The organism is Pseudomonas sp. H1_D05, from assembly GCF_054682705.1.
Genome location: NZ_CP162825.1, coordinates 4,879,433 through 4,892,454, shown reverse-complemented (window position 1 = coordinate 4,892,454; position 13,022 = coordinate 4,879,433). Strand labels below are relative to the sequence as shown.

The window sequence follows — 13,022 nt, the reverse complement described above, 5'->3', positions numbered from 1 at the left end:
CGTCGATTGACCGCCATCAGCTCACCCCCCAGAATCGACGACAGATGCGCATTGAGAAACCGTCCACTCGGATCAAGCGCCTGACGCACGTCGACAAACTCGCGCCAGCGCGGATACAGCGGCTGCAGGTTCTTCGCGTTGAGCGTGTGCAATTTGCCCCAGTGCGGCCGTCCGTTGTACTTCCAGAAGATCGGCTCGACCACGGCGAAAAAGTTGTGATGATCCATCTGGTAATGCTGGTGTACCGAGATCGAACAGCTGTCGCGGCCCTCGAACATGCTCAGCGGAATGTCGTCGGCCTTGACGTATCGGTACTCAATGGGAAACCAGGTGCGCAGATCCTTGTCCTGAATCAGCTTGAGAATCTCACGCAGGCAAGCAGGGCCATGTTCGGCCGGCACTGAATACTCCATTTCGTTGAACCGCACCGTGCGCACATTGGCGTAGATGTCGAAGGAGTCGCCGACGCGGTCATCGAAACTGGCCAGATGGCGCAGGCTGTTGAGCAGCGTGCGGCGCAGGTCGGGAAAGTCGCTGGCGTATTTGTCGATCTTCTCGATCAGGGTGACGAACTCGTTGCCGCCCTCTTCTTCCGGGCTGATCGGCGGCGTCGCCGGGTCGTCGGTTTCGTTGAGCGCGATGGACAGGGCGTAGTCGGAATGCGTGACGACGAGCATTTCCCAGTGCTGGTTTTCACGAGTGTTGTTGTCGAGGTCTTCGAGCAGCTCTTCGGTCTTGGCGATCCACTGGCGTTCGCGCAGGCGGTATGCCGGGCGGTTTTGCAGACGGATTTTAGTAGCGACACCGAGCGCACCGAGGGAGACGCGGGCGGCGTTGAATACTTCGGGGTGGCGTTGGCTGTCGCAGTCGAGTACCTCGCCATTGGCCGTAACCAATTGCAGTCCGCAGACGTGGGCCGAGTAGGACTGGAAGTTTTTGCCAGTGCCATGGGTGGAGGTCGAAACGGCCCCGGCGAGGGTCTGGTAATCGATATCGGCCATGTTCTGCAGGGCCTGGCCGATGTCTTTCAGTGGCTGGCCCATGCGCGACATGGGGGTGCCGGCGGCGAATTCGGCTTGCAGGGTTTTCGCATCGTGATCGAGCAGTCCGCTGAAATAGCTCAGCGACAACAGCGTGCCGTCGGTGGGCACCAGCGCGCTGAACGAGTGCGCCGAGCCAACCGGGCGGATCTTGCCTTGTGCCTGCTGGATCACGGCCACCAGCTCATCGAGATTCTTCGGCGCCAAGCGCGCCGCTGGCAAACAACTCTGCCCGCCCGACCAGTTGCGCCACGGAATCAAGCGTGGCGCCCGCAGCAACTGGCCCAATGCCGGGTTCGTCGCCAGCGCACTGAACGCGCCAACGATACTTGCCCGTTGCAACAACTGACGCCGTGTCAGATCCATCGTCATGCCGGGCACCTTATTGTGGGAGCGCCTGGTCGGCCATGAAGCCGATCAATTGCAGGAATTGTTCTTCCGAACACTCGACGCACTGGCCCATCGGCGGCATGCCGTTATAGCCGTTGATGGCGTGATCGAGCAGCGTGTCGGTGCCTTGCTGGATGCGCGGTTCCCAGGCTTTGCGGTCGCCGGTGAGTGGTGCATTGGCGGCGGGATTGGCGTGGCAGAGTTGGCAGCTGTTGGCGTAGATCTGCGCCAGTGCCGGGTCTTTGGGTGTGGCGTTGCTATTGACGCTGGCCGGGGGTTTGGAGTCTTCGCCGCAACCAGGCAGCGCCATGGCCAACGCCAGCAGTAAGGTGAGTCGGATTGCCCGCATAACGGCCTCGCTTATTGTTGTGCTCACACCTTACGGCAGCGGCTGCAACGGGTTGAGGGCATTGCGGGACAGCGAGGGGGGCAAACGGGGCCAGCTCTCCCCCCGATGTGGATGTCCGCTCTGCTGTGCGCCTTTGCGTGACATTCGGGTGACATTTGCGGGTTTAAATTCCGGCGCATTCAGGCGTATAACCTGTGAAGGCTTTTTGATCTGCATACGGACATCAACACGGGGTAGCGACATGACCACAGCAAACATCCTTGGCAACCTGTTCCCTTCTGTCAGCGACATCCCGGAAAAATATCGCCTCGACGCTCAGGTCGAGCAACGCGAATACCTGGTCGACGGCCAGTTGCGCCGCTGGGACGGCCCGCTCGCCACGGTGCGCAGCCCGGTTTATCTCAAGGGCGCTAACGGCGACGAACAAGTCATCCTCGGCAGCACGCCACTGCTCGACGCCGACACCGCGCTCACTGCCCTCGACGCCGCTGTGCGTGCCTACGACCGGGGCCGGGGCCTGTGGCCGACCATGCGCGTGGCCGAACGCATCCAGCACGTCGAAGCCTTCCTCGGCCGCATGCGCCAACAGCGCGATGCCGTGGTCAAGTTGCTGATGTGGGAAATCGGCAAGAACCTCAAGGACTCGGAAAAAGAGTTCGACCGCACCTGCGACTACATCGTCGACACCATCAATGCGCTCAAGGAACTCGACCGCCGTTCCAGCCGTTTCGAGCTGGAACAGGACACCCTCGGGCAGATCCGCCGCGTACCGCTCGGCGTCGCCCTGTGCATGGGCCCTTACAACTATCCGCTGAACGAAACCTTCACCACGCTGATTCCGGCGCTGATCATGGGCAACACCGTGGTGTTCAAACCGGCCAAGCTCGGCGTGCTGCTGATCCGTCCGCTGCTGGAAGCGTTCCGCGACAGCTTTCCCACCGGCGTGATCAACGTGATTTACGGCAGTGGCCGCGAAACCGTCAGCGCGCTGATGGCCAGCGGCAAGATCGACATCTTCGCCTTCATCGGCACCAACAAAGCCGCCAGCGACCTGAAGAAACTCCACCCCAAACCTCACCGTTTGCGCGCCGCGCTGGGTCTGGATGCGAAGAACCCCGGCATCGTCTTGCCGGAAGTCGATCTCGACAACGCCGTCAGCGAAGCGGTCACCGGTTCACTGTCGTTCAACGGTCAGCGCTGCACCGCGCTGAAAATCCTCTTCGTGCACGAGGATGTGGTCGATAGCTTCATCGAAAAATTCAACGCCAAACTGGCCACGCTGAAACCGGGCATGCCATGGGACAGCGGCGTGTCGCTGACGCCGCTGCCGGAGTCGGGCAAGGTCGATTATCTGCACGGGCTAGTGGCGGATGCGCGCAGCAAGGGCGCCGAAGTGGTCAACCCCAATGGTGGCGAATCCCGCGAATCGTTCTTCTACCCGGCGGTGCTCTACCCGGTAAATCCGCAGATGCGCGTCTATCAGGAAGAGCAGTTCGGCCCGGTGGTGCCGATCGTGCCGTACCGTCACCTCGATACCGTGATCGATTACGTGCTGGAGTCGGATTTCGGTCAGCAGTTGAGCATCTTTGGCACCAACCCGGTGGCGGTCGGCCGTCTGGTTGACACCTTTGCCAACCAGGTCGGGCGGATCAACCTCAACGCGCAGTGCCAGCGCGGCCCGGACACTTACCCGTTCAATGGTCGCAAGAACTCGGCGGAAGGTACGCTCTCGGTACACGATGCATTACGGGTGTTCTCGATCCGTACGCTGGTGGCGACCAAGTTCCAGGACAGCAACAAGGACCTGATCAGCGAGATCATTCGCGGCCGTGATTCGAGCTTCCTGACCACCGATTACATCTTCTGATCAACTGTCACGCGGATCGTGAATAAGCAAAAAGGCGACGGCAACCGCTTCTGATCCAAAGTCGCCAAGCGCCCGGCAAATCAGTGGCTACACTGATGCCAGCACTGTGCTGGATGCCGGGAGCTTGACCATGCTGGATTACTTTGCGCTAGGGGTTTTGGTGTTTGCCGGGCTCGTACTGTTTTACGGGATCATCGTGTTGCACGACATCCCCTATGAGATTGCCGTTCATCGTAACCACCCGCATCAGGATGCGATCCATGCCACTGGCTGGGTCAGTCTGTTCACCCTGCATGCGCTCTGGCCCTTCCTGTGGATCTGGGCGATGGCCTATCGAGAAGATCGCGGCTGGGGCTTCGGTGACGGTAAATCCGTGCAAAACCATGTCGTTCGCCTGGAGCAACAGGTGGTCGAACTGCAAGGACGCCTCGAACGACTCGAAGCGCTGAATGCCACTGCTCCCAACAACCGGGAGGGCTGAACACCATGGATCTGCTCCTTATCCTGACTTACGCCGCGATTTGCGTCGCAGTGTTCAAGATCTTCCGTATCCCGCTGAACAAATGGACGGTGCCCACCGCTGTACTGGGCGGCATCCTGATGATCGGCGCCTTGATTTTCACCATGAACTACAACCATCCCTACTCTGAGGTGGCGCGCACTTACTTCGTTTCCGTGCCGGTCATCCCCATCGTCAGCGGCCAGGTGATCGACGTGCCGGTGAAGGTTAACGAGCCGCTGGAAAAAGGCGACGTGCTGTTTCGCATCGACCCCACGCCGTTTGCCAACCGGGTGAAATCCCTCAAGGCGCAATTGATCGCAGCCAAAGGCGATCGCTACCGCATCACCGAATTGATCCGGCGCAATTTCGGTACCCAGCGTGAACTGGACGCCGCCATCGCCCGCACCGACGACCTGCAAGCGCAGCTCGACAACGCCCAGTTCGAGCTGGACAACACCACCGTTCGCGCGCCAAGCAAAGGCTTCGTCACCCATGTTTCGCTACGGCCGGGAATGATGGCGAGCAAGTTGCCGCTGCGTCCATCGATGGTGTTCATTCCAGAAGAGGGCCAATACTTTGCCGCGTGGATGCGCCAGAACAGCCTGCTGCGCCTGACCGTCGGCGATGAAGCAGAAGTCGCGTTCGATGGCATTCCCGGCAAGGTGTTCGCTGGCCGGGTGAAAAACGTCATCGGGGTGATTGCCGAAGGTCAGGTACAACCTTCCGGCACCCTGATCGGCTATACCGGTTCACCGCCGGCCGGGCGTGTGCCAGTGATCATCGAAATCACCGATCCGGCCTTCGCCCAGTACAGCAAGCTGATGCCGGGCGGTGCTTACGGGCAGGCCGCGTTGTACAGTCAACACTTCCATCACATTGGCACGATGCGCAAAATCCTCCTGCGTATGGCAGCATGGATGAATTACATTTTCCTTTCCATTGACCTGAAGCCCAATCACGAGAGGCCCGCACTGAGTACTTACAGCACCCATCGACTTCCGCCCTTGCTGCGCCGTGTCCTGCGTCCGTTGCTTGATCCTTATCGACGTTACCGGCACGCGCGGCTGATCCATGCGGTGCGCGTTGCCCTCGGCTTGCTGGCGACGATCCTGCTGACCACCGGCATCAATCTGCCCCACGGCGAATGGGCCTCGGTGACCATGCTGGTGGTCATCGGCGGTTTACAGCACCACGGCAACATCGGCAAAAAAGCCGCCGAACGCGCCACCGGCACCTTGATCGGCGCCGGCGTCGGTTTACTGCTGGTGGCGCAGCAGGCGTGGCTCGGCATGCCGTGGCTGACGTATTTTGCGATGGCGGTGGTCTGTGGGTTCTTCTCTTATCACGCGATTGGCAAGGGGGGTTATACCGCCCTGCTCTCAGCGATCACCGTGTTCATTGTCGCCGGGCATGGCGACAACCCGATCACCGACGGCTTATGGCGCGGGGTCGATATCTTGATTGGTATTGCGCTGGCGCTGGCCTTCTCTTTCGCCCTGCCGCTCTACGCGGTGTATTCGTGGCGCTACAACCTTGCCGATGCCCTGCGCGATTGCGCCACGGTGTTTGGGCGAATCATCGGCGGCCAGCCGGTCAGCGCCGATGAGCATTTGAAGCTGATGGGGCGACTCGGCGCGGTGATGGTGCAATTGCGCTCGCTGATGCCGTCGGTGTCCAAGGAAGTGAAGATTTCCATGACCGAACTTGATGCCATCCAGCGCAACCTGCGCATGTGCATCAGCACGCTGGAGATCCTTGGCAACACGCGACCGGATGCCAACGACCCAGAAGTCATGGCGCATCTGCAATCAGCGCTGAAGGCCGAGCACCGGCAGATTCGCGTGCAACTGATCGGCATGGCCCGGGCGTTGAAAACCGGCGCTTCGCAACGCCTGGACAAGCCGCTCGAGTTGCCGGAAGCCAACCTCGATGCGCCGGTTTACAGCACGCTGGATGGCTATCGACTGTTGACCCGGCAACTGGCAGCGAACATCGGCGAGATGCGCCAGCGCCTAGCGAAAAGCGCACCGCACTGGAACATCTGAGGGTTACTGCGCAGCCAGCCGCCGGGACTTCAGGCCCCAGCCTTGTTGCATACCGGCGGCGGCCAGCAGAATCGCCGCCACGCCGAGCCATTGCAGGATTTCCAGACGATGGCCGAACGCGAACCAGTCGACGAAGATCGCCGCTATCGGGTAGATGAACGACAGTGCACCGGTCAATGCGGTCGGCAATTTCTGGATCGCGCCGTACAGCAGCACATACATCAGACCGGTGTGGACGATGCCCAATGTGACCAGGCTGGCCCAGGCACTCGGTGCTTGCGGCAATGCGCTGAAGTGCGCAAAAGGCGCCAGCAACAGAACCCCGGTGCAGACCTGAATCAGCGCGATCAGATGCGGTGGCGTGCCGGTCAGGCGCTTGATGATCAACGCGGCAATCGCATAGAGAAACGCCGCACCCAAGGCCAGCGCAATGCCCATCAGATAGTCATTGCCGCTTTCACTCTGGGTTCCATGGGCACTGACAATCGCCAACATGCCCATGAACGAAATCGCCAGCCAGAACAGCTTTTGCAGGGTGATTTTCTCGCCGAGAAACAGCGCCGCCAAACCGACCAGCATGAACGGCTGCACGTTGTACACCGCCGTGCCGATGGCAATCGAAGCCCTTGAATAGGAGGCAAACAACAACACCCAGTTACCGACAATCGCCATCCCGCTGAGCACTGCAAGCAGGAAGGTGGTTCGGGTCAGAATGCCCGGGCGCAGGAAGCCGAATACCGCGCAGATCAACAACAAGGTGCCGGCGCCGAACACGCAGCGCCAGAACACCACGTCCAGCACCGGTTGCCCGGAGACCAGCACAAACCAGCCGATAGTCCCGGAAATCAACATGGCGGCAGTCATTTCGAATGAGCCGCGCCGCAGGGTCTTGTCCATCATCAATCTCCTCAACAATTGAACAAAGTATGCCAAGGCGTCCCGGCGGCGCTCCAGAGCAAAAAGCAGGCTAAACTCGTAATCTGCCTTCTTTATCGTGGGTGGTTTTCATCATTCACCTAATACTGGAGTTTTTATGACTGATGACATTGATCAGATCCTCATCGGCGCATTGATGGAGGATTCGCGGCGTTCGCTCAAGGCGCTGGCGCAGATCAGCGGCTTGTCGTCGCCGAGTGTGGCCGAACGCTTGCGCCGACTGGAGGAACGCGGTGTGCTCAGGGGCTACACCGTGGAGATCGATCCGAAGTTTTTTGGCTATCAGTTGCAGGCAATCGTCCGGGTTCGGCCGCTGCCGGGACAACTGCAGGAAGTCGAGCGGCAGATTCTGGCGATTCCCGAGTTCACCGAGTGCGACAAGGTCACCGGCGAGGACTGCTTCATCGCTCGCCTGCATGTGCGCTCGATGGAACAGCTCGACACCCTGCTCGACCGCCTCAATACCTTGGCCGAAACCAACACCGCAATCGTCAAGAAAACCCCGGTCAAGCGTCGATTGCCGCCGATGGCCTAAGAGCTTTTTCCGCATGTTCGGCGTAAATTGAGGTTTTTCCGGCGAAGGATTGGCGGTATGAAAGTTCAGGCAATGATGCTGAGTGCATTAGTGTTGAGTGGTTGCGGGACAGTGCAAACGGTCATGCGCGACGATCAGGTCGCCGTGGACGATTTGAGATCGAACAAATCCTATTGCGGAGCGGTGCCGAGAATCTACAGCGGCGTAATGTATGACTTCTGCAGTCTGCATGCGCCGATAGACCAAGGTAACAAGTACAACGCCGCCCTGCCCGGCTGGGCGATTGATGCTGTGGCGTCCGGGGTGCTCGACACGTTGTTGTTGCCTTACACCATTTACAAACAGCAGACTGATGGCAGCATCCTGATCAACTGAAAAAAGCCTGCGCACGCCGAAACGTGCGCAGGCTTTGCGCTGCTTACTCCAGCAGTTGCTGCAGGCTCGGGTCACGAATGACTTTCTGCAATGGCTTCGGCGTGGCGTTGTTGGTGGAATTGAGCATTTTCAGTTTCATGTCCGACGCTTTGCTGCACGCGTTCTTGCCGTCGGCGTAGATGCCGCTCATGTCGCATTTCCACTCGAAGTAATTCACCAGACCGCCGGACAACTGCAGGCTGTAGTCAGTGCTTTGAGTGCCCGGCGTGAAAGCATGGCCGGCCGGAATGTTCTGGAACCACTTCATCCATTCAGGCGAACCCGGCTTCGGCGCATTGGCCTGGAACGTTGGATTCATGATCGCCACTTGCGGCGTTTCGGCGGTCGCATGGCAGCTCAGGCAGGAACTGTTGGGGTTGTCCACCGGACCATTGAGGCGACCATTCCAGCCCAGATGGGTGGGTGGCAACTCTTGGGTCTTGGCGTTGATCGCGGTCTGTTGCAACGCGGGGTTGATCTTGGTCTGCGTCGGTTGCGGGTTGGTGAAGTCGTTGCCGATTTCTTCCGGATCGTTGCCCCACATGATCCCTACCGGGACGAGGTTGTCCCAGCCAGGCTTGCCGGTTTTCGCGCCGTTGTACTGAAAGGTGCCGAAGATCCAGCCGGTGGCGCTCATGCGCTTATCGCGCACGGCGATGTCCATCTGGATCAAGGCGACATCCTTGATCTTGCGATTGGCCGAGGTGAACGTCTCGGTGACGTAGCCCTTCCATAACACCGGGTTCACCAGGAACGGCACGGTGCTGCGATCAATATCGGCGAACAGGGCTTTGCAGACTACGGTGCCGTCGGGGAAGCTGTTGGGTGCCGATGTGTATTTCGGATCAGGGTTGTTCGGGTCTTTCCAGACCTCTCCGATGGTATAGGCGCCGATGTCGTTATAGATGCCCACCGCGTAAGTCTGGCCGGTGGCAGTCTGCGTGGGGGCGAGTTGCTTGACCTGGATCTGCGCCTCTTTGGTCAGGCCGTGAATCCCTTCGCGTCCCAGCGGGCCGTAGTGCTGCCACGGCATGTGATACCACTGACGTTTTTTATTGTTCTGCACGTACCAATCAGCCTCGACGTTGCCTTCGAGGCAATAGGTTTTGACTTCCTCCATGTACGCACGCCAAGTCTCAAAATTGTTATCTGGCTTGGTCGGTAGATTCTTGAAAAAACCGGGGAGCGGTACTTTCGGCGCTGTGGCCGGGTAACTCTGGCTCAACTCGAACAGTGGACCAGAGTATTGGCTGGAAGGTGGTTGATAGCCGAAGTCAGGATAGACGCCGGCGAGGGTTGACGCGCTGAACAGCGCGGTGGTGACGGCCAGTACAGCCAGTTTTCCTTGGGGCTGGTTCATCGATGATCTCCTTGATTGGGACAACGCCTGCAGTGGCAGGGCCTCCATTATTTTTCTGGTATCAGGACCCCGGTCGTTCGCCGGGATACGGTCACGGTGCATGGCATTTGGCGTGGTTCACCTCCCGGTTTTCACTGGACGAACGAATACAGTCGCTCTCGACCGAAAGGCCTGGCGATCAACAGCAAGGGAAGTGAATGCGAGGGACGCAGGATTACACGAGGGGTGCTGGTTACCGACTCCTGTCGATCAGGCTACTGCTCTTCCTTGGTAATTAGGTGTAGGTGATTTCCAAAAAGACGCCACTATTTTCAGATCATTTTGTACGTAAAAGGCCACTACGCTTTTCGGCGAGCAACAAAAAACCCGCCGAAGCGGGTTTTTTTGTTGAAACGACTAATGATCAGTCGTCGCGGCTCATGATGCCGAAGATCTGCAACAAGCTGATGAACAGGTTGTAGATCGATACATACAGGCTGATGGTCGCCATGATGTAGTTGCGCTCGCCGCCGTGGATGATGGCGCTGGTCTGGAACAGGATGCACACCGACGAGAACAGCACGAAACCTGCGCTGATCGCCAGTTGCAGGCCGCTGATCTGGAAGAAGAAGCTCGCCAGCGTTGCACCCAGCAACACGAAGAAACCAGCGGTGATGAAACCGCCGAGGAAGCTCATGTCCTTGCGGGTGATCAGCACGTAGGCCGACAGACCACCAAACACCAGCGCAGTCATCGCAAACGCCGAGCTGACCACTTCAGCGCCGCCCTGCATGCCCAGGTAACGGTTGAGGATCGGGCCGAGCAGGAAACCCATGAAACCGGTCAGCGCAAAAGCGGACACCAGGCCCCAAGCGGAGTCACGGAGTTTGTTGGTGAGGAAGAACAGCCCGTAGAAGCCGATCAGCACCACGAAAATGTTCGGGTAGCCAACGCGCATCTGCTGGGCAACGAAAGCCATGACGCCGCTGAATGCGAGGGTCAGAGCCAGTAGGCCGTAAGTGTTGCGCAGGACGCGGCTAACCTCTAGCTGCTCAGCCTGCACGCTGTTATTAACTGCGTAATCCTGTTCGCGCATGGCGACACTCCTGTTGGTTTGAAACGTTCAGTCGCAAAGATCATAACAGACGCTCTGTAACAAGCCATGCAGAGAGTTTGACAGTGTGTTTCATTCAGGTATTATGGCGCCCGCAACGCAACGGAGGTGTGGCCGAGTGGTTTAAGGCAACGGTCTTGAAAACCGTCGACTGTAACAGGTCCATGAGTTCGAATCCCATCGCCTCCGCCATCTTATGTACGACAAAGCCCTGATTATTCAGGGCTTTGTCGTTTCTGGCATTCAGAAATTTTGCTCCTCTTTTTGTGGATCGTTTCCGCATCTTTTCAGCAATTTCCGCAACCCTTCTTTCCAGTCCGCCCTCATCCCGTCAATTTCAGTTGCCAGATTTAATGCGACAGACGAGTTTTTAATTGAGCAGTAGGCTGCTTTTGGCCAATAGCGGTTAGTCAATAATGTGCTCTGAAAGCCACGAAATGGCACGACTGATCAGCCGTGTCACTTCCTCAAAACCACTACTCATTTGAGTTTCGGATATCTGATGTTCACGGTTAGTGGATACCGAAGGAATGATGAATGACGCAGCATAGCTGCTCGTCGCGTGACGGCGTTCTTATCAGGTCAGGAATTTTCATGGTGCTTTCGTTCAGCTATGGCAACAACCTTTCAAGCGCTCAGATTGCAGCCCTCCGTGCGTGTATCTACACGACCAAGGAGGGCCGAGCATGAGCATTCGTCTTCATGCCTTGGTCGTTGGAGCCAGCGGCATCATCGGTAATGCGGTGGTCGAGACTTTGGTGGCAGATCCCCAATGGAGTGTCCGCGCCCTGCGTCGCAGTCTGAACCCGGATGTCGATTCCATCGAGTGCGACCTCACAGATGCAGCAGCTACCAAGGCCGCACTGGGGGATGTCAGCGATATCACCCACGTTTTTTTCGCGGCTTACCAGCCCAATGGCAATGCTCTCATTGAGGCACAGACCAATGCCGCCATGTTGCGCAACGTCCTCGACGGCCTGAAAGCCGCTGGAGCCAGCGTTCAGCGAGTCGTGCTGTACCAGGGCGCGAAAGTATACGGCGGCCACTTGGGCGGGCCGGTTCCTACGCCATTTTACGAAGATGCTTCTCGGCATCTGGCGGCGAATTTGTATTTCGCCCAGGAAGACGTCCTGCGTGAACGCCAGCTCGCCGGCGAGTTGGAATGGTCAATTCTGCGGCCGGATGCCGTATTGGGCGACATCGCTGGCAATCCTTTCAATATCGCCATGGTAATCGGTGCTTACGCGGCACTGTGCCGCGAAGCTGGCGTGCCACTCAAATTCCCCGGTTCGCCACACACTTATCGTGGCATTTACGCTCAATTAACAGATGCCCGCTGGCTTGGACGCGCAAGCCTATGGGCCGCAACTGCCGATAGTGCGCGCAATGAAGCCTTTAACTTAGTCGGTGAACCGTTCCGCTGGAATCACCTGTGGAAGAAGCTGGGTGAAGCCCTTGACCTGCCGATCGATGAGCCACAACCGATGTCGATGAGCACGCACATGGCTGATCAGGCAGATGTTTGGCAGCACCTCGCAGAGAAACACGACTTGCAACCCATACCATATGCACAGTTAGTGAACTGGGGGTTTGGAGACTTTGTATTCAACTTCCAACAGGACCTGCTTTCGGACATGGGCAAGATTCGCCGTGCTGGTTTCACGGAGCCTATGCACACCGAAGTCGCGTTGGTCGAAATGATCGCTAGCTTGCGAGCAAAACGCTTTTTGCCGTGATGTGTTTGGCATCCACACTGACGTTAAAAAATCTCCCACACAACTACGCCAAGACGTTGAGATCTTGGCGATTAACCTTACCTCGCCAGCAACACTTGCTCTCCCTGCTTATTGGAAAGCGTTCAAACCCCGCTGGACGGCGGGCCTTGCTTCGATGGCGTGAAACCAATCTGCCAGTCGAGGATGGCTTTTCCAGTCCAAACGGTCGCGAACAGATGAAGCGATCGTAAATGCAGAAATATCTGCCATAGAGAAACGATTTCCGGCCATAAATTCCTCCGTCAGAAAACCCTCTGCAAAAATGAGCTGCTCGATGACGCGCTCGCTCATTACTGCGGCGGCATCGTCCAATCCCGCCTGACGTAGGAAGAATGCGGCGTGGCTAGGAGCGATAACGTCAGTCACGAAAAAGAAGTAGCGATCAAAAACTCTGACAGTTTCTGGGCCGGGCCAAATTGGCGCGAGCTGACCCGGAACTTTGGCATCGGCGTATTGGATGATCGCGTTCGACTGATTGATGATCAGCACTGGCGTCTCCGAATGGTCGACCAGAGTAGGAACTTTACCGGCAGGATTGAGAGCCTTGTAGGGTACGTCGCGCTGTTCATGTGCCCACAGATCCACTTTTCTGGCAGCGTAGGCAATACCCGCTTCTTCCAACGCAATTGCAGCCCGAAAACTGTTTCCTGTGTTTGCGCCATACAGCTCTATCAAATTGTTCATAAGACACTCTTATGGAGTTCAGAGTCCAAGCA

The 13,022-nt window shown here is 57.9% G+C and carries 11 protein-coding genes, 1 tRNA gene and 2 pseudogenes; 8 read left to right on the top strand and 6 right to left on the bottom strand.

Annotation, left to right across the window (positions count from 1 at the left end):
- Positions 1–26: 26 nt before the first annotated feature.
- Both AB4O11_RS22135 and AB4O11_RS22130 read right to left on the bottom strand, forming a co-directional pair.
- Positions 27–1,412, bottom strand: a pseudogene (locus AB4O11_RS22135) (D-arabinono-1,4-lactone oxidase); the annotation flags it as partial.
- 10 nt (positions 1,413–1,422) lie between these two features.
- The gene (locus AB4O11_RS22130; protein ID WP_460128543.1) at positions 1,423–1,779 is read right to left on the bottom strand and encodes a c-type cytochrome; all 357 of its coding nucleotides are present in this window, start codon (positions 1,777–1,779) and stop codon (positions 1,423–1,425) included.
- A 241-nt stretch (positions 1,780–2,020) separates the two neighbouring features.
- Between AB4O11_RS22130 and AB4O11_RS22125 the strand changes: the two genes are divergently transcribed.
- The 4 genes and pseudogenes from AB4O11_RS22125 (at position 2,021) to AB4O11_RS22110 (ending at position 6,193) form a co-directional block, all read left to right on the top strand.
- Entirely contained in the window at positions 2,021–3,646 is a 1,626-nt protein-coding gene (locus AB4O11_RS22125) for an NADP-dependent glyceraldehyde-3-phosphate dehydrogenase (protein ID WP_460128541.1), read from the top strand.
- A gap of 130 nt (positions 3,647–3,776) precedes the next feature.
- On the top strand, positions 3,777–4,127 hold the full coding sequence (locus AB4O11_RS22120; RefSeq protein WP_095050691.1) for a DUF3302 domain-containing protein: 351 nt from the start codon (positions 3,777–3,779) through the stop codon (positions 4,125–4,127).
- Between the two features lie 5 nt (positions 4,128–4,132).
- Positions 4,133–5,080 (top strand): annotated as a pseudogene (locus tag AB4O11_RS22115) (HlyD family secretion protein); the annotation flags it as partial.
- A gap of 72 nt (positions 5,081–5,152) precedes the next feature.
- On the top strand, positions 5,153–6,193 hold the full coding sequence (locus tag AB4O11_RS22110; protein ID WP_460090765.1) for an FUSC family protein: 1,041 nt from the start codon (positions 5,153–5,155) through the stop codon (positions 6,191–6,193).
- A 3-nt stretch (positions 6,194–6,196) separates the two neighbouring features.
- Here the strand turns inward: AB4O11_RS22110 and AB4O11_RS22105 are convergent, their stop codons facing one another.
- Positions 6,197–7,090, bottom strand: coding sequence for a DMT family transporter (locus AB4O11_RS22105; RefSeq protein WP_460128539.1), 894 nt, complete (start codon positions 7,088–7,090; stop codon positions 6,197–6,199).
- 136 nt (positions 7,091–7,226) lie between these two features.
- On the opposite strand from AB4O11_RS22105, the gene AB4O11_RS22100 reads away from it, so the two are divergent.
- Together AB4O11_RS22100 and AB4O11_RS22095 are read left to right on the top strand one after the other, a co-directional pair.
- Positions 7,227–7,664: an Lrp/AsnC family transcriptional regulator gene (locus AB4O11_RS22100; RefSeq protein ID WP_093433074.1), complete on the top strand. Its 438-nt coding sequence runs from the start codon at positions 7,227–7,229 to the stop codon at positions 7,662–7,664.
- A gap of 57 nt (positions 7,665–7,721) precedes the next feature.
- The gene (locus AB4O11_RS22095) at positions 7,722–8,039 is read left to right on the top strand and encodes a YceK/YidQ family lipoprotein (protein ID WP_093433076.1); all 318 of its coding nucleotides are present in this window, start codon (positions 7,722–7,724) and stop codon (positions 8,037–8,039) included.
- 43 nt (positions 8,040–8,082) lie between these two features.
- Here AB4O11_RS22095 and AB4O11_RS22090 read toward each other — a convergent pair whose 3' ends face one another.
- Both AB4O11_RS22090 and AB4O11_RS22085 read right to left on the bottom strand, forming a co-directional pair.
- Positions 8,083–9,438 carry a hypothetical protein gene (locus AB4O11_RS22090; RefSeq protein WP_093433079.1) on the bottom strand — a complete coding sequence of 452 codons (1,356 nt, stop codon included), beginning with the start codon at positions 9,436–9,438 and terminating at the stop codon, positions 8,083–8,085.
- Positions 9,439–9,841: 403 nt separating this feature from the next.
- Positions 9,842–10,513: a Bax inhibitor-1/YccA family protein gene (locus AB4O11_RS22085; protein WP_008081508.1), complete on the bottom strand. Its 672-nt coding sequence runs from the start codon at positions 10,511–10,513 to the stop codon at positions 9,842–9,844.
- Positions 10,514–10,635: 122 nt separating this feature from the next.
- Here AB4O11_RS22085 and AB4O11_RS22080 point away from each other — a divergent pair.
- Positions 10,636–10,723 (top strand) — tRNA-Ser (locus AB4O11_RS22080).
- A gap of 494 nt (positions 10,724–11,217) precedes the next feature.
- Positions 11,218–12,267, top strand: coding sequence for an SDR family oxidoreductase (locus AB4O11_RS22075; RefSeq protein WP_460128536.1), 1,050 nt, complete (start codon positions 11,218–11,220; stop codon positions 12,265–12,267).
- Between the two features lie 108 nt (positions 12,268–12,375).
- On the opposite strand, the gene AB4O11_RS22070 is transcribed toward AB4O11_RS22075, so the two are convergent.
- Positions 12,376–12,990: a glutathione S-transferase family protein gene (locus AB4O11_RS22070; protein WP_460128534.1), complete on the bottom strand. Its 615-nt coding sequence runs from the start codon at positions 12,988–12,990 to the stop codon at positions 12,376–12,378.
- Between the last annotated feature and the right edge of the window lie 32 nt (positions 12,991–13,022).

Bases quoted from the DNA above. Each gene is read 5' to 3' on its own strand.
- AB4O11_RS22105 (WP_460128539.1), bottom strand. From the start codon at position 7,090: ATGGACAAGACCCTGCGGCGCGGCTCATTCGAAATGACTGCCGCCATG.
- AB4O11_RS22090 (WP_093433079.1), bottom strand. From the start codon at position 9,438: ATGAACCAGCCCCAAGGAAAACTGGCTGTACTGGCCGTCACCACCGCG.
- AB4O11_RS22130 (WP_460128543.1), bottom strand. From the start codon at position 1,779: ATGCGGGCAATCCGACTCACCTTACTGCTGGCGTTGGCCATGGCGCTG.
- AB4O11_RS22070 (WP_460128534.1), bottom strand. From the start codon at position 12,990: ATGAACAATTTGATAGAGCTGTATGGCGCAAACACAGGAAACAGTTTT.
- AB4O11_RS22085 (WP_008081508.1), bottom strand. From the start codon at position 10,513: ATGCGCGAACAGGATTACGCAGTTAATAACAGCGTGCAGGCTGAGCAG.
- AB4O11_RS22095 (WP_093433076.1), top strand. From the start codon at position 7,722: ATGAAAGTTCAGGCAATGATGCTGAGTGCATTAGTGTTGAGTGGTTGC.
- AB4O11_RS22125 (WP_460128541.1), top strand. From the start codon at position 2,021: ATGACCACAGCAAACATCCTTGGCAACCTGTTCCCTTCTGTCAGCGAC.
- AB4O11_RS22120 (WP_095050691.1), top strand. From the start codon at position 3,777: ATGCTGGATTACTTTGCGCTAGGGGTTTTGGTGTTTGCCGGGCTCGTA.
- AB4O11_RS22075 (WP_460128536.1), top strand. From the start codon at position 11,218: ATGAGCATTCGTCTTCATGCCTTGGTCGTTGGAGCCAGCGGCATCATC.
- AB4O11_RS22100 (WP_093433074.1), top strand. From the start codon at position 7,227: ATGACTGATGACATTGATCAGATCCTCATCGGCGCATTGATGGAGGAT.